This is a genomic window from Amycolatopsis lurida (assembly GCF_900105055.1).
GTDB classification, from domain to species: Bacteria; Actinomycetota; Actinomycetes; order Mycobacteriales; family Pseudonocardiaceae; genus Amycolatopsis; species Amycolatopsis lurida.
The window spans coordinates 1981494-2006033 of record NZ_FNTA01000004.1; the positions used below are offsets into that span (position 1 = coordinate 1981494).

At 69.2% G+C, this 24540-nt stretch carries 18 protein-coding genes and 1 tRNA gene; 8 read left to right on the forward strand and 11 right to left on the reverse strand.

Going from position 1 to position 24540, the window contains the following annotated elements; translation table 11 throughout:
• Positions 1-25: 25 nt before the first annotated feature.
• From BLW75_RS14420 to BLW75_RS14455, 7 genes are all read right to left on the reverse strand, one after another.
• Positions 26-661, reverse strand: coding sequence for a DUF8010 domain-containing protein (locus BLW75_RS14420; protein ID WP_034313876.1), 636 nt, complete (start codon positions 659-661; stop codon positions 26-28).
• The gene (locus BLW75_RS14425) at positions 654-1073 is read right to left on the reverse strand and encodes an acyl-CoA thioesterase (RefSeq protein WP_034313873.1); all 420 of its coding nucleotides are present in this window, start codon (positions 1071-1073) and stop codon (positions 654-656) included. The genes BLW75_RS14420 and BLW75_RS14425 overlap by 8 nt, the downstream gene beginning before the upstream one ends.
• Complete coding sequence (locus tag BLW75_RS14430; RefSeq protein ID WP_034313869.1) at positions 1073-6046, reverse strand: NAD-glutamate dehydrogenase; 4974 nt, start codon at positions 6044-6046, stop codon at positions 1073-1075. The genes BLW75_RS14425 and BLW75_RS14430 overlap by 1 nt, the downstream gene beginning before the upstream one ends.
• 347 nt (positions 6047-6393) lie before the next feature.
• Positions 6394-8937 (reverse strand): tetratricopeptide repeat protein, encoded by a 2544-nt coding sequence (locus BLW75_RS14440; RefSeq protein ID WP_034313866.1) that lies wholly within the window; start codon positions 8935-8937, stop codon positions 6394-6396.
• 16 nt (positions 8938-8953) lie between these two features.
• Positions 8954-10630 (reverse strand): energy-dependent translational throttle protein EttA, encoded by a 1677-nt coding sequence (gene ettA, locus BLW75_RS14445; RefSeq protein WP_034313863.1) that lies wholly within the window; start codon positions 10628-10630, stop codon positions 8954-8956.
• Positions 10631-10726: 96 nt separating this feature from the next.
• Positions 10727-11176, reverse strand: a complete 450-nt coding sequence (locus tag BLW75_RS14450) for a single-stranded DNA-binding protein (protein WP_241783672.1) — start codon at positions 11174-11176, stop codon at positions 10727-10729.
• Between the two features lie 279 nt (positions 11177-11455).
• The gene (locus BLW75_RS14455) at positions 11456-13483 is read right to left on the reverse strand and encodes a bifunctional copper resistance protein CopD/cytochrome c oxidase assembly protein (RefSeq protein WP_034313859.1); all 2028 of its coding nucleotides are present in this window, start codon (positions 13481-13483) and stop codon (positions 11456-11458) included.
• 42 nt (positions 13484-13525) lie between these two features.
• Between BLW75_RS14455 and BLW75_RS14460 the strand changes: the two genes are divergently transcribed.
• Positions 13526-14164: a histidine phosphatase family protein gene (locus BLW75_RS14460; protein ID WP_034313856.1), complete on the forward strand. Its 639-nt coding sequence runs from the start codon at positions 13526-13528 to the stop codon at positions 14162-14164.
• On the opposite strand, the gene BLW75_RS14465 is transcribed toward BLW75_RS14460, so the two are convergent.
• Together BLW75_RS14465 and BLW75_RS14470 are read right to left on the reverse strand one after the other, a co-directional pair.
• Positions 14138-15217 (reverse strand): sensor histidine kinase, encoded by a 1080-nt coding sequence (locus tag BLW75_RS14465; RefSeq protein WP_241783670.1) that lies wholly within the window; start codon positions 15215-15217, stop codon positions 14138-14140. The two genes, BLW75_RS14460 and BLW75_RS14465, sit on opposite strands and share 27 nt — an antisense overlap.
• A gap of 116 nt (positions 15218-15333) precedes the next feature.
• Positions 15334-16512, reverse strand: a complete 1179-nt coding sequence (locus BLW75_RS14470; RefSeq protein WP_034313850.1) for an MFS transporter — start codon at positions 16510-16512, stop codon at positions 15334-15336.
• 121 nt (positions 16513-16633) lie between these two features.
• On the opposite strand from BLW75_RS14470, the gene BLW75_RS14475 reads away from it, so the two are divergent.
• From BLW75_RS14475 to BLW75_RS14485, 3 genes are all read left to right on the forward strand, one after another.
• Positions 16634-17683, forward strand: coding sequence for a LacI family DNA-binding transcriptional regulator (locus tag BLW75_RS14475; RefSeq protein ID WP_034313848.1), 1050 nt, complete (start codon positions 16634-16636; stop codon positions 17681-17683).
• Positions 17684-17869: 186 nt separating this feature from the next.
• Positions 17870-18259 carry a peptidase inhibitor family I36 protein gene (locus BLW75_RS14480; RefSeq protein ID WP_034313844.1) on the forward strand — a complete coding sequence of 130 codons (390 nt, stop codon included), beginning with the start codon at positions 17870-17872 and terminating at the stop codon, positions 18257-18259.
• A gap of 242 nt (positions 18260-18501) precedes the next feature.
• Positions 18502-18575: transfer RNA gene (locus BLW75_RS14485), tRNA-Arg, on the forward strand.
• A 603-nt stretch (positions 18576-19178) separates the two neighbouring features.
• Here BLW75_RS14485 and BLW75_RS14495 read toward each other — a convergent pair.
• Complete coding sequence (locus BLW75_RS14495; protein WP_158005386.1) at positions 19179-20000, reverse strand: tetratricopeptide repeat protein; 822 nt, start codon at positions 19998-20000, stop codon at positions 19179-19181.
• A 587-nt stretch (positions 20001-20587) separates the two neighbouring features.
• On the opposite strand from BLW75_RS14495, the gene BLW75_RS14500 reads away from it, so the two are divergent.
• Positions 20588-21208, forward strand: coding sequence for an MFS transporter (locus tag BLW75_RS14500; RefSeq protein WP_034313837.1), 621 nt, complete (start codon positions 20588-20590; stop codon positions 21206-21208).
• A 3-nt stretch (positions 21209-21211) separates the two neighbouring features.
• Here BLW75_RS14500 and BLW75_RS14505 read toward each other — a convergent pair whose 3' ends face one another.
• Positions 21212-21622, reverse strand: a complete 411-nt coding sequence (locus BLW75_RS14505) for a MarR family transcriptional regulator (RefSeq protein WP_034313835.1) — start codon at positions 21620-21622, stop codon at positions 21212-21214.
• 87 nt (positions 21623-21709) lie between these two features.
• Between BLW75_RS14505 and BLW75_RS14510 the strand changes: the two genes are divergently transcribed.
• From BLW75_RS14510 to BLW75_RS14520, 3 genes are all read left to right on the forward strand, one after another.
• Positions 21710-22786: a substrate-binding domain-containing protein gene (locus BLW75_RS14510; protein ID WP_277814969.1), complete on the forward strand. Its 1077-nt coding sequence runs from the start codon at positions 21710-21712 to the stop codon at positions 22784-22786.
• A gap of 84 nt (positions 22787-22870) precedes the next feature.
• Positions 22871-23494, forward strand: a complete 624-nt coding sequence (locus BLW75_RS14515) for an AmiS/UreI family transporter (RefSeq protein ID WP_034313830.1) — start codon at positions 22871-22873, stop codon at positions 23492-23494.
• Positions 23481-24479 (forward strand): aliphatic amidase, encoded by a 999-nt coding sequence (locus tag BLW75_RS14520; protein ID WP_034313827.1) that lies wholly within the window; start codon positions 23481-23483, stop codon positions 24477-24479. Before BLW75_RS14515 ends, BLW75_RS14520 begins: the two co-directional genes overlap by 14 nt.
• The last annotated feature ends 61 nt before the right edge of the window (positions 24480-24540 follow it).

Genomic DNA, 24540 nt, shown 5'->3' on the forward strand with positions numbered 1-24540 from the left:
GCGGCGCTCAGCGGTAAGAAAGCCGTCAGAACAGCAGCGGCAGGAGCGCGTGACGGCGCTTGAGGACCGCGCCGTACCGCGCGTCGATGCGCATCCACGAATCCGTCGCGGTCACCCGGACGACGTCGCCGTCGATCGACGAGTCCACGAAACCCATCCCCGACAGCGCGAACAGGCACCGCATCTGGACCTTGATCTCCAGCTCGTTGCCCGAGACGGTGAGCACCGCCTGGTCCATCAGCGAGGCGGGCGGGTTGCCGTGCGGGCCGACGTTGTCGCGGGCCAGCGTGACACCCCGATCGGCCAGCTCCGAGATCACCGTCGCCGGCAGTTCGTCCACCAGCTGCCAGCGTCCCGGTGCGGGCAGCTCGGAATGCCACAGCAGGTCACGGGCCGGGCCCGGATCCATCCGCTCACCACCGGCGACGGTCAGCGCGGCGAGCAGCTCGTTCCCGGACACGGTGACGTCCGACGGCGTGATCTCGCCGGCGACCGCCCTGGTGGCGAGGACCTCGAACGGAGTCGTGCTCCACGCCTCGACGACACCGTCACCGCGCTGCCGCAACCGCACCAGGGTGTTCTGGTCGAGCCGGACCGCCCTGGCCACGAACGCGCCGAGCGTTTCGCGGTCGCCCGCGTCCGGGATGACTAGTTCAGGCATCCGCGAACCCCTTCTCCAGGAAGGCACGTTCGTCCTCGGTCAGCCGCCGGGGCCGCTCCGACGCGGTGTCGAACGGCGCGAGCACCGTCTCCGCGGTGACCGCGACCTTGTCGGCCTCGGCCGGGCCGTCGTGCACCCGGTAACCGAGGGTGAAGCTGGCGTGCTTCAAGTCCTTCAACGAGATCTCCACCCGGATGTCCTGATCGGACACCACGATCGGCGAACGGTAATGGACGGCCAGCTTCACCACCACGATGCCCTTGGGCAGTTCGGTGAGCCCCGCGCGGACGGCGTCCCCGAACAGCAGGGGGATCCGTGCCTCTTCGAGCAGGGTCACCAGATTCGCGTGGTTGACGTGCCCGTAGACGTCCATATCCGACCAGCGCGGCCGGATCAGGGAAATGTAGCTCACTACCTCACCGTGCTCCGGATCTGCCTCGCCGCCACCGACAGCGTCGCCAGGTCGAGCTTGCCGAACTGGCTGATCTCGTCCAGCGCGACGCGGGCCCGCTGCAACCGCGAAGCGTTCGTCTTCTCCCAGTGGGCGATCTTCTCGTCCGGGTCCGTACCCGAATCGCTGTGCCGCAAGGCGTCCAGCGTGATCGTCCGCAGGGAACCGTAGACGTCGTCCCGCAGCGCCAGCCGGGCGAGCGCGTGCCAGCGGTTTCCGCGTTCGAGACCGCTGATCGACGTCAGCATCTTGTCGATGCCGAGGTGGTCGGACAGCGCGTAGTACAGGCCCGCGGTCTCCGCCGGGGTGTGCACCGCGTCGATCCCCGCCTGCTGCTCGGCCAGCTCCGCGACGTCGGTGACGTCGAGCAGGCCGTAGGTGTGCAGCAGCAGCGCCACCCGTCCGGCGAGTTCGGCCGGGACGCCCTTCTCGATCAGCCGCTCGGTGTTCGCGTCCACCGAAGCGCACTCGACACCGCGAAGCAGCTCGTGCGCCCGCGGGGCCAGCTCGCCGACGACGCGGCCGAACCGGTTGATCTCGGCGAGCGGGGCCAGCGGCTGCGGCCGGTTGGTGAGGAACCAGCGGGCGGCCCGGTCGAGCAGCCTGCGGGTCTCCAGCATCATCTCGTCCGCGACCTCGGTCGGCACGACGTTGTCCAGCGCGTCGATCTGGGCCCACAGCGACGGCAGGTCGTAGACGTGGGTGACCACGGCGTACGCGCGGACGGCGTCGGTCGCCGTCGCGTTCATCTCCTCCATCAGGCGGAAGACGTACGAGATCCCGGCGCCGTCGACGACCTCGTTGGCCACCATCGTCGTGATGATCTCGCGCTTCAGCGGGTGCTGGAAGATCGCGTCACCGAAGCGCTCCCGAAGCGGCTTCGGGAAGTACTCGGGCAGCCGACGCGAGAACACCTCGGAGTCCGGCAGCTCGCTCGCCAGCAGCTCGTCCTTCAGGTCGAGCTTGACATGCGCGAGCAGCGTCGCCAGCTCCGGCGACGTGAGCCCTTCGCCCGCCTTCTCCAGCGCGCGGAACTCCGCCGAACTCGGCAGCGCTTCGAGCTTGCGGTCGAAGGCCCCCTTCGCGACCAGTGCCGCGACGAGCCGCTGGTGCACCGAGACCATCGGGCCGGCGTGCGCCCGGCTGACCCCTAGCACGGCGTTCTGCCGGTAGTTGTCGGCCAGCACCAGCTCGCCGACCTCGTCGGTCATCTGCTCCAGCAGTTCGTTGCGCTGCTCGGCGTCCAGCGATCCGGTCGAGATCAGGTGGTCCAGCAGGATCTTGATGTTGACCTCATGGTCCGAGCAGTCGACGCCCGCCGAGTTGTCGAGCGCGTCGGTGTTGATCTTGCCGCCCGCACGGGCGAACTCGATCCGGCCGAGCTGCGTGAGGCCCAGGTTCCCGCCCTCGCCGACGACCTTCACCCGGAGCTGGTTGCCGTTGACGCGCAGGGCGTCGTTGGCCTTGTCGCCCGCGTCCGCGTGGGACTCGTTCTCGGCCTTGACGTAGGTGCCGATGCCGCCGTTCCACAGCAGCTCGACCGGCGCCAGCAGGATCGCCTGCATGAGGTCGTTCGGCGCCAGTTTCGTGACGTCCTCGCCGAGGCCGAGCGCCTCGCGGACCTGAGGGCTGATCGGGATCGTCTTCGCCGACCGCGAATAGACCCCGCCGCCCTCGCTGATCAGCGCGCGGTCGTAGTCCTCCCACGACGACCGCGGCAGGTCGAACAGCCTGCGCCGCTCGGCGAACGAGGTCGCCGAATCCGGGTTCGGGTCGAGGAAGATGTGCATGTGGTTGAAGGCGGCCACGAGCCGGATGTGCTCCGAGAGCAGCATGCCGTTGCCGAAGACGTCACCCATCATGTCGCCGATGCCGACGACGGTGAAGTCCTCGGTCTGGGTGTCCTTGCCCAGCTCGCGGAAGTTGCGTTTGACGCTCTCCCAAGCACCCTTCGCGGTGATGCCCATGGCCTTGTGGTCGTACCCGACCGAGCCACCGGACGCGAAGGCGTCACCGAGCCAGAACCCGTAGTTCGCCGAGACCTCGTTCGCGATGTCGGAGAACTTCGCGGTCCCCTTGTCCGCCGCGACCACGAGGTAGCTGTCGTCGCCGTCGTGGCGGACCACCCGCGGCGCCGGGACGGTCCTGCCCTCGACGCGGTTGTCGGTCACGTCCAGCAGGCCGGAGATGAACATCCGGTAGCAGGCGATGCCCTCGTTCAGCTGGGCGTCGCGGTCCAGGCCGGGGTCGCCGGTGGCCGTCGGCGGGCGCTTCACGACGAAGCCGCCCTTCGCGCCGACAGGCACGATGACCGCGTTCTTGACCGCCTGCGCCTTGACCAGGCCGAGGATCTCCGTGCGGAAGTCCTCCCGGCGGTCGGACCACCGCAGGCCACCACGCGCGACGTCGCCGAAGCGCAGGTGCACACCCTCGATCCGCGGCGAGTACACGAAGATCTCGTACTTCGGCCGTGGCTCGGGCAGCTCGGGCACCGCGCTCGGGTCGAGCTTGAGCGCGAGATACTGGCGGGAGTTCCCGTCCTCGTCGGTGACGTGGTAGTTCGTGCGCAGCGTGGCGAGGATGACCGACATCAGCCGCCGCAGGATCCGGTCTTCGTCGAGGCTCGTCACCTCGTCGACCAGCTTGCCGATCTCGGTGGTGAGCTGGTCGGCCTGGGACGCGCGGGCCTCGTCGCCGAGCGCGAGGTCGAAACGGGTCTCGAACAGCCGCACCAGCGCGGTGGCGATGTCGGTGTGCGCGAGGACGGTGTTCTCGATGTACTCCTGCGAGAACGGGATCTTCGTCTGGCGCAGATACCGCGAGTAGGCCCGCAGGATGGCCGCCTGGCGCCAGGTGAGCCCGGCGCGCAGGACGAGGCCGTTGAAGCCGTCGACCTCGCAGTCGCCGCGCCAGGCGGCGTGGAAGGCGTCCTGGAAGCGGGTGCGGAGGTCGCTGTCCGCGTGGTCGAGGACCTGCGGGTCGATGCGCAGGCCGAAGTCGTAGATCCACGACCGGCCGCCGTCCTCGCGGCGCAGTTCGTACGGCCGTTCGTCGACGACCTCGACGCCCATCCGCTGCAGGACCGGGAGCACCTGTGAGAGGGTGACGCCCTCACCGCGCAGGTACAGCTTGAAGCGCCGCTCCCCCGCCTCCGCGTCGGCGGGCAGGTAGAACGACATCGACAGGTCGCCTTCGTCGGTCAGCGACTCCAGGGCACGGAGGTCCGCGAGCGCTTCGAGCGCGGTGAAGTCCTCCTTGTAGCCCTCGGGGAACACCGCGGCGAACCGCTGCCCCTGCTCGCCGGCGGACTCTTCGCCCATCAGGCCGAGCGCGGCGCCGCTGTCCCCGGCGCGCCCGCGGCGTTCGGCGAGGATCGCCTCGACCATCCGGTCGTCCCAGCTGCGGACGGCCTCGTTGAGCCGGTCCTGGATGCGGAGGGTGTCCGGTTCGGACCGCTGCGACGGATCGGTGTGCACGATGAAGTGCACCTGCGCGAGCACGGTCTCACCGATGCGCGCGCTGTACTCCAGTTGCGTGCCTTCGAGTTCTTCGAGCAGGACCTCCTGCATCGCGAGCCGCGAACGGGTCGTGTAGCGGTCACGCGGGAGGTACACGAGGCACGAGTAGAAGCGGCCGTACGGGTCGCGGCGCAGGAACAGGCGCAGCCGCCGGCGATCCGAAAGCGCGATCGCGCCCGTCGTCGTCGAGTACAGCGAGTCGGTGTCGGCCGAGAACAGGTCCGCGCGCGGCCAGTTCTGCAGCACTTCGAGCATCCGCTGGCCGGAGAAGGACTCCATCGGGAAGCCCGCGCGGTGGATGACCTCGCGGACCCGGTTGCAGACCACCGGGATGTCGAGCACGTTCTCGTGCAGCGCGGTGGTGGTGAACATGCCGAGGAAGCGGTGCTCGCCAGTGACGTTTCCGTTGTCGTCAAAGGTTTTCACACCGACGTAGTACGGATACACCGGACGGTGCACCGTGGACGGCGCGCTCGCCTGGGTCAGCACCAGCAGCGTCGGCGCGAGCGCGGACGCCGCGGTGTCCGGACCGGCGGTGAGGCTGCGCGCGGCCAGGCTGTCCTGGCGCAGCACGCCGAGCCCGGTGGCGAGCACCGCGCGCAGGGCGGGCTCGTCGCTGTCCGGGTGCGGGTTGTCGATCAGCTCGTAGCGGCGGTAACCGAGGAAGGTGAAGTGGCCGTCGGCCAGCCAGCGCAGCAGCCGGGCGCCCTCGGCGACCTCGTGCGCGGGCAGCCGTGGCGGGTTCCCGTCCAGCTCGTCGGCGAGACGGCGCGCCGTCTCCGCCATCTTGTCGGTGTCCTCGACGACCTCGCGCACGTCACCCAGCACCGACGACAGCCGGTTGTCCAGCTCACGGGCACGGTTCGGGTCCGTCACCAGGTCGATCTCGATGTACATCCACGACTCGGCGGCCGAATTCGCCGGCGGCTCCGCCGGGTCGGCGTCCGGGTGGACCTCCAGCAGCTCACCGGTCAGATCCCGGCTCACCACGACGATCGGGTGCACGATGCGCTGCACCTGCACCCCGTCCCGCGCGAACTCGGCCGCGACGGAATCCACCAGGTACGGCATGTCGTCCGTGACGACCTGCACGACGGTCGCCTCACGCGTCCAGCCGTCTTCGGGCCCCGTCGGGTTCAGCAACCGCACCGCGGGGCGGCCGGGCATCCGGTCCTTCGCGAGCTGCAGATGCGAACGGACGGCGCCGACGAGGTCGACCGGGTCGTCACCGAGAATCTCTTCGGCCGGGATGTGCCGGTAGTACAAGCGGATCAAGTCGCCGATCTCCGGGGCGTATGCCGCGGCGGCGTCGATCAGGTCGTCCCGGATCTGCTCCGGGTTCGCCGACCGGCGCCGGGCGCCATCCTCGGTGCCGACATCTTTTCCGGGCGGGGACGAGACTCCCGTCGAGCTCATTTGAGGCAACTCTCCACTGTAGCGAGATTGACACCGCGACCGGCACGACTCTGTACCGGCCCAGACCCAACCTACAGCTCCGGACGGTCGGCTCCACAAGGCCGGGTCCTTCCCGGCCGTCGAAGATTTCCCTGCTCAGATACCGGAATCGCCGTGATCGGTTCAGCTACTCACGGGTCACATCGGCGGTCTGTCCGGACCTCGCCGCGACCCGCCGCACCGGGGTGACCAGCACCCATTGCCACACGGTGCCGCTTCGGGCGATCTCATCCGGCCGACTGAATCGTTCAAGTCGGTAGCCGCTTCCACCGGGGTGGGAGCAAGGGACCTTTGCTACCGCGCCCGGGTCAGTCGCTGCCGTTGGCTCGGTGCCGGTCGTGGCCGTTGACGGGACGCTTTCCCGAGTCCTGGGAGCCGAGCTGTTTCACGAGGGCGGCGGCACTGGCGGTGCCCGCCTGGTGCTCCGCGAGGGCGCGGGCGAGCAGGTCGGCGAGACCGGCGTCCGGCGGCGGTTCGTCCTCGGCGATCGCCCGGGCGTAGCTCTCCGGGAACGGCGTGATCGGACGCCAGGAGCCGGTGTCGGTCAGCGGGTCCAACGCCGGCGGCATCCGCAACCGCGGCAGCCACGGATCCGCGACCTCTTCCTTGGCGCTCGGCTGAGAGCCTTCCCCGGCCCCGCCCGCCTGCGACGGCGCCGGGTCCTCCCGAGGCGGCGGCGCGAGCGGGACGGCGGGTTCGCCGTACTCGACCGGAGGCTGTTCCCGGCGGGCACGGCCGGTGCCGGCGCGTTCTTCGGCGAAGGGTTCGGGGGCGGGTTCGGGGCGCACGGGATCCGCGGCGCCGTCCGCGCGACGCCGGCCACCGCCCTGTCCGCCCGTGCTCGAGATCCCGAGCCGGTCCAAGACCGATTTCGCCGCCACGGAACCGTGTTCGGCGTCGTGCCTGGTCTTGCGCGAGACCGGCGCCGAGGACCGGCGCGCCCGCTCTTCGGCCGCCCACTCGTCGCTCTCCCACAACGGCGCGGCGGTGCCCGGCGGCCGGTTCTCCGCCGCCACGCGCGGCCGTGGTTCGGCGGCGGGCTCGGGAGCGAGCAGCAGTTCCGGCAGGACGGGCTCCGACGCCGCGGCGGGCATCGGCTCCTCCGCCCGGCGCCGCGTGACCGGAGCCGGCGTTTCCGGCCTGGCGCTCGCCGGTTCGGGAGCGACGGTCTCGCGAGCCGCGGGCTCCTCCTGACGGCGACGGCGCACAGGCTCCGGTTCCGGGCGCGCGACCGGCTCGGGGCGCGGCATCGGTTCGGGGCGCGACACGGGCTCCGGCTTCGGCGGGGGCATCAGTTTCGGCGCGACCGGTTCCGCCTTGGGCTCGAACCTGATCGACGGCTTGGCCTTCTTCGGCACCCGACGGCGCCAGTCGCTGTCGGACGCCACCGCTTCCCTGGCGGGTTCGGGGCGGGACGGCGGCTTCAGCACCGGCGCTTCGCTCTTTTCCGCGACCGGCGCCACGGGCGGCACCACCGGGCTCGGCTCCGCGGCGGGGCGCGGAGGCTCGACCGGCGTGTACCGCGCCGGCGCGGATTCCGCATGCCTGCTCTGCCGCGTGGGCCGCGGTGGTTCACGGCGAATCGGCGGCTCGGCCGCGGCCCGCTTCGGGGGCGTCACGTCGATCGCCGGGATCACCGCGGTCACCTCGGCCGGTTCCGGTGTGGGAACGGGGGCCGCGGCGGCGGACGGCCGCGCGGCGACGGCACGCAGGACGTCGTCGAGGTCGACGGCGGCGTTTTCGGCCGCGCCGAATTCGCCGACCAGGACGTTGCACGCTTGCCTGCGCGCACGGGCGTGCAGATGTTCGGCGGCACGCGAACGGTGCAGGCAGCCGATGGCCTCCTCGGCCCGGCCGAGCCGTTCCTCGATTTGCGCGAGCTCCAGCCACAGCCGTGCCGTGACGGCGTGCAGGTTGTGGTCCTCGGCTCCCGCGACCGCCTCACGGACGAGCATTCCCGCGGCTTCACCGGATCCCGCGGGCAGCAGGACACGAGTCGCCACCGCCAGCCGCAGCCACGCGGCAGGCGCGATCCCGGCGGCCCGGACGGGTGCGTCGAGGATCGGCTGCGCGACCTCCAGCGCCATCTCCGTGTCGCCCCGGTCCAGCAACGTGCAGACGAGTTGCAGGATCAGCCTGATCCGGACGAGACCGCCGTCGTCGTCGGGATTTCCGAGCTTTTCGAGCATGCCGAGCCCGGTCCGCGCGGCGTCGGCGGCCGACGTCAGGTCACCGTGCCGTCGCCGGTGTGCCGAAACTCCGACCCGCAGCAGCGCGCGGATCAGCAACTGGGAATCCGCCGTCATCGAGCCGTCGCCGAGCACGAGCTTGTCCGCCTCGGCGAGCACGCGGTCCAGTTCCGTCTTGCGGCCGAACTGCGCCAAGCAGCCCACGAGGTGACACAACGCCTCCGCCCGGTGCGACGCCGAAACCGCCGGATCCGCCAGCAACGGACGCAGCGCCGCCAGGCCTGTCAGCGGGATGCCCACGCTGCGCGCGCAGACCGCCAGGTCGATCCTCAGCCGGGCGGCGATGTCGCCGTAGCCCGCGTGTTCCGCGGCCCGCAGGGCGGCCACGGCGCGGCCGACCGTCCGGGGACGGCCGCCGAGCCGCACCCGGGCGCTCACCACCAGGCTCTCCGCGCGGATCCACTGTTCGTCGGCACCGGCGGCCTCGGCGAGCGCGGCCGCGCGCTCCCCGAGGACCAGTGCGAGCTCGGGCGCCCTCAAGTGCAGGGCGTCCGCGCGTTCGATCAACCTGCCGACAGCGGACAGGGTTCCCCCGGTGGCAGCCGTCCGCCCACCCACCATGGTGGTGGGCGAGCCCGGCCGTTGGCGCTTGCTGGCTTCCACGGGGAACCCCCGGCCCTCAGTCGCGGGTCAGCTTGCGATGGGTGACGCGGTGCGGACGAGCCGCCTCGGCACCGAGACGTTCGACCTTGTTCTTCTCGTAGCCCTCGAAGTTACCTTCGAACCAGAACCATTGCGAGGGGTTCTCGTCCGTACCTTCCCAGGCGAGGATGTGCGTCGCGACCCGGTCGAGGAACCACCGGTCGTGCGAGATGACCACGGCGCAGCCGGGGAACTGCTCGAGAGCGTTCTCCAGCGAGCCCAGGGTCTCGACGTCCAGGTCGTTCGTCGGCTCGTCGAGCAGGATCAGGTTCCCGCCCTGTTTGAGGGTCAGCGCCAGGTTCAGCCGGTTGCGCTCGCCACCGGAGAGCACACCCGCCGGCTTCTGCTGGTCCGGCCCCTTGAAACCGAACGCGCTGACGTAGGCACGCGAGGGCATTTCGGTCTGCCCGACGTGGATGTAGTCCAGCTTGTCCGAAACCACCTCCCATACCGTCTTCTTCGGGTCGATCCCGCCGCGGTTCTGGTCCACATAGGACAGTTTGACCGTCTCGCCGATCTTGACGCGGCCGTCGTCCGGCTCCTCGAGCCCGACGATCGTCTTGAACAGGGTCGTCTTGCCGACACCGTTCGGCCCGATCACGCCGACGATGCCGTTGCGCGGCAGGTCGAACGACAGCCCGTCGATCAGCACACGGTCGTCGAAACCCTTGCGCAGCTTCTCGACCTCGACGACCACGCTGCCCAGCCGGGGCCCCGGCGGGATCTGGATCTCTTCGAAGTCGAGCTTGCGGTGCTTGTCCGCCTCCGCGGCCATCTCCTCGTAGCGGTCGAGCCGGGACCGCGACTTGGTCTGGCGTGCCTTGGCGTTGGACCGGACCCAGTCGAGCTCGGACTTCAGCCGCTTGGCGAGCTTGGCGTCCTTCTTGCCCTGGACCTCGAGGCGCTCGCGCTTCTTCTCCAGGTACGTGGAGTAGTTGCCCTCGTAGCCGACGACGCGGCCGCGGTCGAGCTCCATGATCCACTCGGCGACGTTGTCCAGGAAGTACCGGTCGTGGGTGACGGCGAGGACGGCGCCGGCGTAGTTCGCCAGGAACTGTTCCAGCCACAGCACGCTTTCGGCGTCCAGATGGTTGGTGGGCTCGTCGAGGAGCAGCAGGTCGGGCGCGGACAGGAGCAGCTTGCACAGCGCGACCCGGCGGCGCTCACCACCGGAGAGGTGGGTGACCGGCTCGTCCGGCGGCGGGCAGCGAAGCGCGTCCATGGCCTGCTCGACCGTGGAGTCGATCTCCCACGCGTCGGCGTGGTCGAGCTCCTCCTGGAGCTTGCCCATCTCCTCCATGAGCTCGTCGCTGTAGTCGGTCGCCATGAGCTCGGCGACCTCGTTGAAGCGGTTGAGCTTGACCTTGATGTCGCCAAGGCCCTCTTCGACGTTTTCGCGGACGGTCTTTTCCTCGTTGAGCTCCGGCTCCTGCATGAGGATGCCGACGCTGGCGCCAGGCTGGAGGAAGGCTTCGCCGTTGCTGGCCTGCTCGATCCCCGCCATGATCTTCAGAACGGTGGACTTACCCGCGCCGTTCGGCCCCACCACGCCGATCTTGGCGCCGGGGTAGAACGCGGTGCTGACGTCGTCGAGGATGACCTTGTCCCCAACGGTCTTGCGCACCTTCTTCATGGTGTAGATGAACTCGGCCATGCGAACGATCGTAGAGCGAGGCGATCGTGGCCTTGACGGCGGTCACCACCGAGCTACCGACAGTCAGCCCGATATCACTGAGTGAGCATCGGAACCTCACCCCACGGGCGCCTCCTCCAGCGCGGTGACCATGGGATTCCCGACGGGCGGCGACACCGGCGGGATCGCTCTCGGCCGGTCACGTCCCATCCGGTGGATCTCGGCCGAGCAGCGCGCCAGGTTGGGGCCGATGGAGAAGGCCTCAAGCTCAGGTAGACCCAGAGGTGCCGGGATCTCCTCCTCGGTCTCGGCGCCACGCAGCCGCCCGGCCACGATCACCGGGTCGCCCTTGCTCAGGCAGGAGAACGCCGCCATCGCCAGCTTGCGCCAGCAGGTGACCTTGACCGCGAGCTGCCGCCCCTCTCCCCACTCCCCTCTTTCCTTGTCGTAGCGGCGTTCGACACTCCGCAGGCCGAACGACACGACGTCGTGCCCGTGCACCCGCTCCGGGTGGTGGACCGGTTCGCTGGTCAGGTTGCCGATCATGGTCACCCACGTTTCGCCCATCGCCATCACACTCGCCCTTCTCCTCGTTCCGGGACCTTCCCGGCGTTTCCCTTGAACACAGATTGCCTCGGACTCAAGGGCGAAAAGGGACGAAAACCGGATCTGTGGACAACTCCGGTCGGGGTGGGCTTCCTGTGGACAACTCGGCGGAGGAAAGCGCCGGCTGTCGGAGGGTTGTGGTAGCGGGGGGCGGGGCGGGTTCGTGAAGGGCGATACGAAGGCGGCAGCAGGTTGCGAAAGCCGCTTTCGCGACACGGCCTCTGTTCGTCAGGCCGACGTCTAAGAGCCCTGCCCAGGCCCCCGCCCCTGGTCGGCGAGTTTCTTCAGCATCGCGTTGTAGGCGTTCAGATCCGCGTCACCGGAGGCTTCCTCGCGGCGGTCCCGGCGCCGCGCCTCGCGCTCGTCCTGCCGCGCCCACTGCACCAGCAGCGCGACGAGCACCAGCAGCACCGGCAGCTCACCGGACGCCCACGCGATGCCGCCGCCGAGCCGCTGATCGGTGAGGAGGTCGGTGACCCACGGCAGTTTCAGCCCGCGGTAGAAGTCCTGCCCGAGCACGGTCTGCATGCTCATCAGCGCGATCCCGAAGAACGCGTGGAACGGCATGGCCGCGAACATCATCCCCAGCCGTCCCAGCGGTGGGAGCCGTCGTGGTGCCGGGTCGACACCGATCACCGGCCAGTAGAAGACGTACCCGGCGAGCAGGAAGTGCGCGTTCATCGCCAGATGCGCCCAGTGGTAGTTCAGCGCCGAATCGAACAGGCCCGAGAAGTACAGGCCGTAGAAGGAACCGACGAACAGCAGCAACGCGACGATCGGATGGGTCAGGAACCGCGAGAGCGGCGAGTGCACGAAGGCGAGCAGCCATTCACGCGGTCCGGGCGGGGCGTCCTTGCCCGCCGTGGGCAGCGCGCGCAGCGCGAGTGTCACGGGGCCGCCGAGCACGAACAGCACCGGCGCCACCATGGACAGCAACATGTGGTTGCCCATGTGCACGCTGAACATCGCCGGCGCGTACCGCCCGATACCGGACGACGTCGCGATCAGCAGGACGAAGCAGCCCGCCAGCCACGCGACCGTCCGGCCGGTGGCCCAGGTGTCGCCGCGGCGCCGCAGCCGCCGGACCCCGGCGAGGTACAGCCCGGCGAGAACGAGCGCGAGGGTGCCGTAGACGAGATCGAACCGCCAGTCCGTGAGCAACCGGAAGACGGTCGGCGGACCGTAGAGGTCGTACCCGATCAGCAGTTCCGTGGTCGACGGCTGGGTCAGCGATTCCTGCGGAGGCGGGGTCTTCGCGAGCCCCGTGGCGATGCCGATCGTGACGAACATGATCAGCACCTCGACCGCGGCGAGCCGCAGCAGCTGACCGCCGCCCGCGCCGTTCACCAGCCCGGCGACCCCCTTCTGCCGTTGCTGATGCCCGAAGACACCGAGCAACAGCAACGCGACGACCTTCGCGACCACGAGAAGGCCGTAGTCGGTGGTGAACAGGTCGGCGATCCTGATCCGCACCAGCGCGTTCACGATGCCGGAGACCGCCATCACGATCCAGCACACCAGCGCCAGCTTCGAAAACCGTGTCGCGGCCAGCTTGAGGTTCTCACCGCGGCGCCAGCCGAGCGCCAGCAGCGCCACCAGCCCGCCGACCCACAACGCGGCGGCGACCAGGTGATAGAGCAGGCTGTTGGTCGCCATGTCGTGCGAGCCGCCGCTCGCGGAATGCCCGGTGACCGCGACCGGGACCAGGCCGCCGACGGACAGGAAGAAGACCACCGTCGTCCAGCCCCAGGTCAGGGCGAGACGGCAGCCGAGCGCGACCAGCAACGCGATCAACGCGGTGAACAGCCAGGCCTTCGGCTGTTCGATGGCGTCGACGAGGTCGACCAGCACCTGCGGCGAGAGCACCTCGGTGAACGGGCGGCCCGCGCCGTCGGCCGCGGAGAAGAAGATCGACGCGGCGGCCGCGAAGAACCAGACCCACGCGGCGACCCCGGCGACCCGGATGGCCGCGTAGCCGTCGGCGGCGAGCGTGCCGGACTTCTGCGGCGGGACGAGGAACGCGGCGAGCAGCAGCGAACCCACGCACAGCACCGAAGCCGCCTCGGCCAGCACCCGCACGACGGTGATGCCGTAGCGGGTCACCAGGCCAGGGTCCGGGAGTCCGGCGATGACGTAACCGGCGCCACCGGTCAGCGCGACCAGGCCGACGGCCACCACCGCGGCCAAGAGCGCCCCGATCGACACCAGCGGCAGGACACCGGCCTTCCGCGCGGGTGGGGCCGGTTTCGTCTCGGGGTCTGAAGGCACGTCACGAGGGTATGCCGAACGCGCAACCGGCAAGATGGCGGCGTGCGGATCATCCTGCTGCGGCACGCCGAGTCGCTCGGCAACGTCGACGAGCTCGCCTACACCCGGATCCCCGACCACGCCCTGCCGCTGACCGACGCCGGTCGTGAGCAGGCGAAGCTGGCCGGTCCGGAACTCGAGGAGGTCCTCGGCGGGCAGCGGGCGGCGGTCTACGTCAGCCCGTATCTGCGGACGCGGGAAACCTTGCGGCTGCTGGACATCGGGGATTCCTGCGAGCGGATCGTGCCGGAGCCGAGGCTGCGGGAACAGGACTGGGGCAACCTCCAGGACCCGCTGGAGCAGGAGGTCCAGAAACAACGCCGCCACGAGTTCGGCCACTTCTTCTACCGGCTCCCGTTCGGCGAGTCCGGGGCGGACGTCGACGACCGGGTCGCGGCGTTCCTCAGCGAGCTGGCGGCGTGCGGCGAAGATCACCCCGAAACCGTGCTGGTCGTCTCACACGGGCTCACCATCCGCTTGCTGTGCCGTCGGCTCTTCGGCTGGAGCATCGAGTTGTTCGAGTCCCTGTCCAACCCGAAGACCTGCGAATACCGCGTCGTGGAGCGGCTGGGCGGCAAGTGGACGCTGGACCGTCCGTTCCGCCAATGGCGGGACTCACCCGACGGGGAGACTCAGGACTGAGGGGGCGAGGAGCACCACCCTCGTTCCCAGTCCCGGGCTGGATTCGATCCGCGCGAATCCGCCGATCTCCGCCATTCGCGCGATGATCGAGTTCTCGAGGCCGAAGCCGCGCCGCCGGGCCCCGACGTCGAAACCGGCGCCGTGGTCACGCACCGTCAAGGAAACCCCGCCGCCGATCTCTTCGATGCTCACGACGGCCCGCCTGGTCCCGGAGTGCTTCAACGTGTTGCGCAGGGCTTCCCTGGCGGAGTCGTGCAGCGCCGTGACCGCCTCCGCCGAAAGTTCCGGCGCGGCGTCGTCCTGGACGACGACCTCGACGCGCAGCCCCTCCGCGGCCATTTCGGCGGCGAGCAGCCGCAGCCGCTGGTGCAGTCCGATCCCTTCGGCGGATTCGTGTTCGAGGCTGATCCGGAGGCGCATCGCCTGGGCGCGAGCGGTCCGGCGGACGCGATCGAGGCTGGCCGCCGGGTCGAGTTCGTCGGCGGGCGCGGGGATCGCGAACGACTCCATCACCTGCAGGACGGTGTCGTGGACGTCGCGGCGGTGCCGTTCGCGTTCCGCCGCCCTGCCCTGCTGCTCCCCGAATCCGACCGCGAACCGCATCGACGCGCCGACCAGGCCGGCGACGGCGAGCGACACCACCAGCGCGGTCCCGAGCGTGAGAAGGAGACCGAGCGAGGAAGCCGGGTCCAGCAGGGTGTGCGACAGCACCGCGGCCCCGATGGCCAGCGCCCCGGCCGTCGCGCCGCGCAGCAGGGTCCAGACCATCACCGTGCCCATCAGATGGGTCCAGGTGATCGACGTGATCGCGGTGTCCTGTGCGAACGGCGCGGCCCCGAAGACGAAGAGCACGGCGAACGCGCTGTCCACCAACGGAACCAGCCTCGTCCCCGCCGCGGACCAGCGGAAGATCCAGACGGCCGCGACGACGTTGGGCACCAGATGCAGCGCCACGAACGTCCACAGCAGCGACGACCCCGGACCAGCCACCCACAGCGCCTGCACCAGCATCGCGAGCCGGAACGCCACCGGGACCAGGACCAGCCAGGGCATCGTGGTGCGCACCAATCGCGCCGGGATACCTCCGCCACCCCCGAGCATCAGCACCCTCCCGGATTAGCCTCACTGAAACAGCGACCGAAGCGCATTCATTTCAGTTTACCGAGATGTCAACGGGTGACAGGTTCGGCCACGGCCTCCCGTTTCCGCGCTCGCGCCGCCGCCACCGCGGACGGCACGATCAGCGCGGCGGTCAGCCCGACGAACAGGAACGACACCGAAAGCGACGTCACCTGCGCGATTCCACCGATCAGCGGCGGCCCCGCGAGGAAGCCGGTGTACGCGATCGCCGTGACGAAAGCCAGTTCGCGCTCACCTCCGGTTCCGTCGGCGCGCTTGCCGGACGCGCCCGCGAGGCTCAACGCGATCGGGAAGGCCGCGGCCAGTCCGGCACCCGCCAGCGCGAAGCCGACGAACCCGAACACCGGAACGGGGGCCAGCGCGGCGAGCACGAGGCCTGCCGCGGCGATCCCGGCGCCCACCGCCAGCGCGCGTGTCGCGCCGAAACGGTTCTGCAGCCAGGCGCCCGCGAGCCTGGCGAGTGCCATGGCCAGGGCGAACCCCGAGTACGCGAAGGCGGCGGCGCCGTCACCGACCCCGTGCACGGACGTCATCAGCAGGGCGGACCAGTCCGAACTCGCCCCCTCCGCGATCGCCGAGAACAGCGCGATGGCGGCGAGCAGCCAGAGGACGGGACGTTTGATCGGCGGCACTCGCGGCTTCTCGACGGGTTCGGTGTGTTCGGGCCGCGCGCCCGGCACGGCGGCGATGACGAAGGCGAGCACCACCAGGGCGGCCAGTGCGGCGACCGTGAGATGCCTCCCCGGCGACCACTGGTGCGACGCGGCGAATCCCGCGGCGACGGAGCCCGCCAACGCGCCGAAGCTGAATCCGGCGTGCAGGATCGGCATGATCGCACGACCGGACCGGCGCTCCACCTCGACTCCGGCGACGTTCATCGCCACGTCGAGCGCGCCGACGCTCGCCCCGAGGACGAACAACGCCCCGGCGAGCAGGGCGACCGACGTCGAGAAGCCGATCATCGGCAGCGCCGCGCAGGCGATGACCGTGCTGCCCGCGACCACCGCGCGGGCGCCGTACCGCTCGATCAGCCGTCCCGAAACCGACGCCGCGATCAGCATGCCGACGCTGGCGCCCAGCAGGGCCAGCCCGAAGACCCCCGGAGAGGCGTCCACCCTTTCCGACAACGCCGGTGTCCGCGGCGCCCAGGAGCCGAGCGCGGCCCCGTTGAGCGCGAACACGACGAAAACGGCCGTACGGTCACGCATAGACCCCAGTCTCCTTTCGATTCCCCTTCCCCCAGAATGACTTAAGCGCTTCAGAAAGTCCACCGGCCCCGGCCGGGACTAGACTGCGGCGGTGACCAGCACGCGACGGCGAAGGCCGACGTTGGACGATGTCGCCGACGCCGTCGGGGTGTCGCGGGCGACCGTCTCCAACGCCTACAACCGGCCCGATCAGCTGTCCGCCCAGCTGCGGGAAGAGGTGCTTCGCGCGGCCAAAAAGATCGGGTACGCGGGGCCGAACCCGACCGCCCGCAGTCTCGCCACCAGCCGCACCGGCGCGATCGCCGTCCTGCTCGACACGAATCTTTCGACGGCGTTCTCGGATCCCGCGTTGTCGGTCACCCTCGACGCGCTTTCGACCGTCGTCGATCCCGAGGGCCACGCCCTTCTGCTGCTGCCCGGTGACGGCGAGAGCGGTGGGCCGCGCGCGGAGCGGATCCTGACCGCGCAGGCCGACATCGCGGTGGCGTATTCGCTGCCCGACGGCGCGCCGGCGCTGACCGCGGTCCGGGACCGGGGCCTGCCGCTGGTGGTCATCGACCAGCCGCATATCCGCGGTTCGGCGAGGATCGGCGTCGCGGACCGGGCCGGAGCGGCCGCCGCGGCCCGGCACCTGGTGGAGCTCGGACATCGGCGGATCGGGATCTTCTCGGCGCAGTGCCTCTCGGCGCCGCGCGGCGGCGAACTGAGCGCGGCCGAGGCCGGGAACAGCCGGTTCCACGACAACCGCGAACGGCTGGCCGGTTACCTGGAGACGCTGGCCGAGGCGGGGATCCCGGCGGCGGACGTGCCGATCTGGGAGGCGTCCGGGTTGTCGATCGAAGGAGCTCTCTCGAGCGCCTTCGGCCTGCTGGACCGGCGACCACGGCCCACCGCGCTGCTGTGCATGTCGGATCTCCTGGCCCTGGCGGCGATTTCGGCCGCCAGGCAGCTCGGCCTGTCGGTGCCGGGCGACCTTTCGGTCGTGGGCTACGACGACGTCCCGCCCGCCCGGTGGTCCGAACCACCGCTGACGACGGTCCGGCAGGACCTCGCCGCCAAGGGACGGGCGGCCGGCGAACTGGTGCTGGGCCTGCTGCGCGGGGAGAAAGCCCCCGCGCCGGCCGAGGTACCCGCCGAACTGGTCGTCCGGGACTCCACCGCACCCGCGTAGCACCCGCTTTCGCCACGCGCAAGGCGGCCCCGGCGATATGTGGACAACTCGCCCCGATCGAGCGGCGCACTACTACTTATCCACAGAAGTAGAAATGCGGGCAGACAAACCCTCCCTCGCGCGCCATCGTGGAATCACACATTCACCGACGGCGGTCGAGCCGCCGATTCACGGGGGAGAACCACCATGCAACGACGTTTGACGAACCTGCGCGCCCGCCTCCCGCACGTGCTCCTGCTGGCCATGTTCGGCCTGCTGACCAGCGCCGGAGTCGCGAGCGCCACCACCGCGCCACCTGAACCCCCCTGCCAGAAGGGCGAGTTCTGCGTATGGGGCGAAGATTCGTACGGCGGTACGGTGCACAAATTCGACCTGCGCACCGCCAATCCCGACGAATGCATTCCCTTACCCGAAGGCTTCGACGGGCATTCGTTCGTCAACCGGCTGAGCCGGGACGTGACGATTTACCAGAGCGAGGAATGCACGACCGAAGGAGATTTCATCACCTATCCGGGTGGTGGCACCTACGTACCCCAGGGACCGTTCGTGATCCGCGCCCTCAAGATCTGGGACTGACCACCCCGGCGGTTCGTGCCGGTCGCTCGCGGACGAGTCGACTCGCGACCTGCGCGAACCCAGGGGCCGCTCCCCCGAAGCGGCCCCGGCCCGTGAGCGCGTCACCCCGCGTCGTGACGCGCTCACGGGCGTTCCAAAAAAGGATGGGCTCGAACTGAAACGATCTGGCGGTGTCGAACGATCGACAGGTTGGCGACGGCTAAGCTGCCGATGCTGGGCGGCACCCAACGTCGCCGACGTCGGCCCTCGTAGCTCAGCTGGATAGAGCAAGAGCCTTCTAATCTCTAGGTCGCAGGTTCAAGTCCTGCCGGGGGCACGTCGCAGAGGAACGGGACGGGAGGGGCCACACAGGCCCCTCCCCCCGCGATCTCACTTTCTCCCAGCTCCTGACCACCAGGCTCGATCGTTCGCTGAAGCGCCGGGGACGTCTCCCCGGGCGATGTGATCCTGCATACAGCCGCGTTGTTCACCTTGTTCACGTGGATTTCGAGGCGGAGCACCCCATCACTGATGACAGTGGGCGATTCCTCAAGCAAGGCCAGGTCAGGTTGCTCATTTACCTCGACCTCGGGCCGTTCAAGATCCGGCACCGGCTCCGCGCGCCCTCGCCGGTGCTGGCCGAACACGTGACTACCGAGAAATTCGTGCAGACCGTCTACGAGCACACGTACTCGCACCCACGGACTACTCGGACCGCAACCGGGTAGGTAGCGGAGCGATCGCGAACCGAGTCGTCCGCACGCCGGCAGCGTCCTGCGGGGAGGCCCCGGAGGTGAGCGCCAGCCCGGCGATCGTCGCAACGTGCCCGCGAACAAGATCGCGGTGACGAGGGGCACCGGCAGGTATTCATGCCGCGCGAGGCGGGAGTTTACGCGCCGCGCGTGAGGCCGGTAGCGCCTGACTGGGCACGGTGCATGGATCACCGCCGGTTCAGGTCGTCCAAAAGGTGTCGGGCGGCAAGGTCGCCCCACGCCAGTCCGCGTTCGAGAACGGCTCGAGCTTCGTCGACGCGCCCTTGACTGAGGAGGAACTCACCCAAGGCGGAGCTCCAACCTTCTTCGTCTTGATCGAATCCTTCCCAAAATTCTTCTTCGGCGGCTTTGAGATCCTCTCGATAACGCCAGAGGAATCGCGCATACCGCTGATGGATTCGCGGCGCATGCAGTTCGATGGCCTGCCTGAAAAGGCTTTCAGCCTCGCCCAAGCGCCCGAGGCGGGCGTAGGCGGCGGCCAAAGCGGCATAGACACCCGGGTTTCCCGGCCCCAGGTATCTTTCCCCGACTTCGGCCGCGGTCGCGGGATCATCGAGATCTTCCGAGTGCAGGACGACCAGGTTCCCAGGTGCGAGGATGTCGCCGAGGTCGGCCGACCGCTGCAAGACTTCCCGGGCTTCCTCGAATCGTTCTTCATCCTGGAGGAAAACGGCATAGTCGTTGAGCGCTTCGACATCACCTTTTTCGATAGCGTCTCGATACGCCTTTTCTGCGATTCTCGCTTGTCCGCACTCGGCGGCGACCGATCCGAGGAGACCGTACAGGTCGGCTCTGCCCGCCTTGATCGCACGCTTGAGCACCTTGACGGCTTCGCGTGGTCGCGCGGAGCCCATCAAGGCGTAGGCGAGCTCCTTGGGAGCGTCGGACTCCCCCGCTATGACTGCTTTTCGAAGTGCGCGCACGGCTTCCTCATGCCGATCCTCGTGCCGCAACTCCACGCCTCGGCGTGTCAAATCGTGGTCGCTCATGGTGCCCACCAAGCTCATTCTCCCGGGTCGGACTCGCTCGGCGGAGCTTAGTCCAGCGTCGAGAGCCGGGGCGGGGAGCGCGGCTGAACGCACATCCCACCCGGACCGGGCAAACGCAAGACGAATGCCACCCTCGGCGGGTTACGCCGCTTACTCGGGTTCACGGCGATCTTCCCGCGGACTCCGTGGTCGGCAGCTTTGAACGCGTGACGATCCACTCTTGCTGGTTTCGTGCGGCTTTCTGATTCAAGGGAAACTTTCTTCTGACGAACGCCCTTTTCAGTACTGCAAAGCTCGGTTCGGCTCGCGAAACGAGGGGTTCCCTGGATGGCGGGGCAGATCCTCGACAGAGATCGAGCGCTGAGTGCGTCGGCGATACCGCGTGTCCGCCTCGCACGGCCCTGACCGGCAATCCGTTGCTCGGTCCCGCTGCCGCATATCGGGCTGCCAACCGGACGGCTCGAGCGACCGCGCCAACTCCTGGAACGAACCTGGCCTCACCCGGGACGGCCGCGCCGAACAACGCCTTTCCGATCTCGCCCCGCGAACTGGCCCGACCACGGCGCCGCGCGCTATAGGTTGTGCGCATGTACCTGCCGACGCAGAACGATCCGCAGCCGGCCGCCGGCCCTCCCTGGTGGCTTGTCATCGGTCCCGGGTTCGCCGCGCTTATCGGTCTGTTCCTGCTCACCGTGATCTACCGCTTCGACGGTGAACCGGCCCTGCAGATCGACTTGGGCATATCCAGCCAGTCGCTGCTGCTGAACGGAGTCGTCGCGTACGTGGTCGCGGCCGCGCTCGCCTTCCCGGCGGGTCTGTTGCCCGGTGCCCGGTTCCCGACCTCGGTGACCGTGTCCGCGCTCGTCTTCATGCTGCTGGGCGTGCTCTTGGTCGCCTTCGGGCCCAGCAGCGGGATGCTCCTGGTCGGCCGGGTGCTCAACGGACTCGGCGCGGGCGCCGCCCTAGGCGTGACCGTCGCGTTGATCCGGCGTCTCAGGACCGGTCGTGGCGCAGCGACCGGGGTGACGGCGGGGCTCGGCGTCCTCGCCCTGGTGATCGCACCGGTCCTGGGCGGGCTGCTCTCGGACGCCACCGGCTTCCGGATCGTGTTCGTGGTGGCCGCGTTGTTCGTGTTCGTGGCGCTCGTCGTCGCCGGGATCCTCGGCATCGTCGCGCTGGCCAAGCCGAAGACTGTGCCGTACGCCTGACCTTCAGCCGCCGAGCGTCCCCAACACCGCGAGCACTTCGTCCGGCACGTCGAGGAGGGCTTCCACCTCGGACACCTTCGCGGCCACGCGCCGGTGCGTCGCCCGGCCGCGGGCGCTGAGGTGGACGAGGACGCGGCGTCTGTCGGCGGCGTCGACCTCGCGGTAGGCCTGCGCGGTGGTCACGAGTTTGTCGACCACCCTGGTCAACGTCGGGGCGGTGGCGAGCGTCCGGTCGGCGAGGTCGGCCATGGCGAGACCACCCTTGCCACTCAGGGTGTCCAGCACCAGCCATTGGTCCAGGGTGAGACCTTCCTTGACGAGCACCTGCTCCACCCGGGCGGCGACGGCGCGGGCGGCGCGGGTGAGCGAGCCGGTGAGCGACGTTCCGGCGGTCGTGACACCGCGTGTCCCCATATCCCGTCCCCTTGCCAAAACCGGACACCCTCGCAATACTTCCAGGTGAAAGCACTTTGACCTTACCGGGCCACCGCACGGAGCGCCATGCCCCCACGCCTCGCCACCCGGCCCCGCGACGACACCTGGCGTGTGGCCATGGTGGTCCCGTTGCAGGGGCCGGCAGGACTGTTCGGCCCGTCGTGCGAGGCGATCACGGAGCTGGCCGTCCACGAACTCAACGAATCCGGCGGCATCCTCGGCAGGCGGGTCGAGGCCGAGGTGGTCGACGGTGGCGGCACTCCCGCGCGAGTAGCCGGCGAAGTGCGGCGTCTGGTCGACAGCGGGCGGGTCGACGCGGTGAGTGGCTGGCACATCTCGTCGATCCGGCACGCGCTCGCGCCGGTCGTGGCCGACCGGGTGCCGTACGTGTACACCTCGCTCTACGAAGGCGGCGAGCGCCGCTCGGGCATCTTCTGCACGGGCGAGACGCCGCGCTGCCAGATCGAGCCGGCACTGCGCTGGCTGCGCGATCACCTCGGTGCCCGGCGCTGGTTCGTCGTCGGCGACGACTACGTCTGGCCGCACCGGTCGACCCGCGCGATCCGCCAGTACGCCAAGGATCTCGATCTGCGCATCACCGGAGAGGCGTTCGTCGGGCTCGGCGCGGGCGATATGTCCACGGTGGTCCGCCAGGTCGAGCAGTCCACAAGCGACGGTGTGCTCATGTTGCTGGTCGGGCAGGACGCGGTGCGCTTCAACCGGGCCTTCGCCGCGCACGGGCTCAGCGACCGGTTGCTCCGGTTCAGCCCGCTGATGGAGGAGAACATGCTCCTCGCGAGCGGCGCGCACGCCACCGGCGACCTCTACGTCTCCGCCGCCTACTTCCGCTCGATGGTCACCGCCGACGCGATGGACCTCCTCGGCCGCTATGTCGGCCGCAACGGCCCCGGCGCCCCGGCTTTGAACAACGCCGCCGAATCCTGTTACGAGGGGCTGCACACGCTGGCCGAACTCGTCGGCAGGGCGGGCACGTCGGAGCTTCCCGCGCTCAACGCGGCGATCGACGGCGTCGCCTATCACGGACCGCGTGGCACGATCGAGTTCCGCGGACAGCAGGCCGATCAGCACGTCCATCTCGCGGTCGCCGACGGCTACGACTTCGAAGTCCTCACCCGGCTCTGAAAGCCACCCCCTTGACTCATTCCGACACGCCACATACTTTCATCTGGAATTATTTCATGTGACGCACGTTATGCGGAGGTGAGCATGGGCGACGTGGGCCTGCTCTACGTCGGGGCCGCCCTGATGATCAACGGCCTGATGTTGCTCGGCCGGATACCGCCTCGTTCGGCGGCGGTGCTGAACCTGTTCGTCGGCGCGCTGCAGTGCGTCACCCCGACCGTGCTGATCGTCCAGGCGGAGGGAAACCCGGACGCGATCCTCGCCGCGTCCGGCCTGTACCTGTTCGGTTTCACCTACCTGTACGTCGGCATCGCGAATCTCGCGGGCCTGACACCCGAAGGCATCGGCTGGTTCTCGCTCTTCGTGGCGGGCGCCGCCGTGGTGTACGCCGGGATCGCCTTCTGGCACGACGACGACCCGGTGTTCGGCGTCATCTGGCTGTCCTGGGCGTTGCTGTGGACACTGTTCTTCCTGGTGCTCGGCCTCGGAAAGGAACAGCTGACCCGGTTCACCGGCTGGACCGTCCTGCTGCTCAGCCAGCCGACCTGCACGGTGCCCGCCTTCCTCGGCCTGACCGGCACCTACCGCAGCGACGGCGGCACCGCACTGCTGGCGGCCGCGATCGCGGTGGCGCTCGTCGCGACCGCCGGTTCCCTCGACGTCCTGAAAAACCGTTCGGAGAAAAGGAGTCTTCATGCGACACGGTGACATTTCCGCCAGCCCGGACACGGTCGGTGTCGCGGTGGTCAACTACAAGATGCCACGGCTGCACACCAAGGCCGAAGTCCTCGACAACGCCCGCAAGATCGCCGAAATGGTGGTGGGCATGAAATCCGGGCTTCCCGGCATGGATCTCGTGGTGTTCCCCGAGTACTCGACGCAGGGCATCATGTACGACCCGAAGGAGATGTACGAGACCGCCGCGACGATTCCCGGCGAGGAGACCGAGATCTTCGCGGCCGCGTGCCGGGAAGCCCAGACCTGGGGCGTCTTCTCCATCACCGGCGAGCGGCACGAGGACCACCCGGCCAAGCCGCCGTACAACACGCTCGTGCTCATCAACGACCGCGGTGAGATCGTCCAGAAGTACCGCAAGATCCTGCCGTGGTGCCCGATCGAAGGCTGGTATCCGGGCGAAGAGACCTACGTCAGCGACGGCCCGAAGGGGATGAAGATCTCGCTGATCATCTGCGACGACGGGAACTACCCGGAGATCTGGCGCGACTGCGCGATGAAGGGCGCCGAATTGATCGTGCGCTGCCAGGGCTACATGTACCCGGCCAAGGAGCAGCAGGTCCTGATGGCCAAGGCGATGGCGTGGGCCAACAACTGCTACGTGGCCGTCGCGAATGCCGCCGGTTTCGACGGCGTGTACTCGTACTTCGGCCATTCCGCGATCATCGGCTTCGACGGGCGCACGCTCGGCGAGACCGGCGAAGAGGAATACGGAATCCAGTACGCACAGCTGTCGGTTTCGGCGATCCGCGACGCACGCACCTACGACCAGTCGCAGAACCACATCTTCAAGCTGCTGCACCGCGGCTACACCGGCGTACAGGACGCGGACGAAGGCGACAAGGGCGTGGCCGACTGCCCGTTCGACTTCTACAAGCTCTGGGTCACCGACGCCAAGAAGGCGCAGGAGAAGGTCGAGTCGATCACCCGCGACACCATCACTCCACAGCATCCCTGACGAGGAAGGTGGGCCTTCGCCCTCTCGACGTGTGGGCGAGACCAAGGCCCGCGGTCACGAT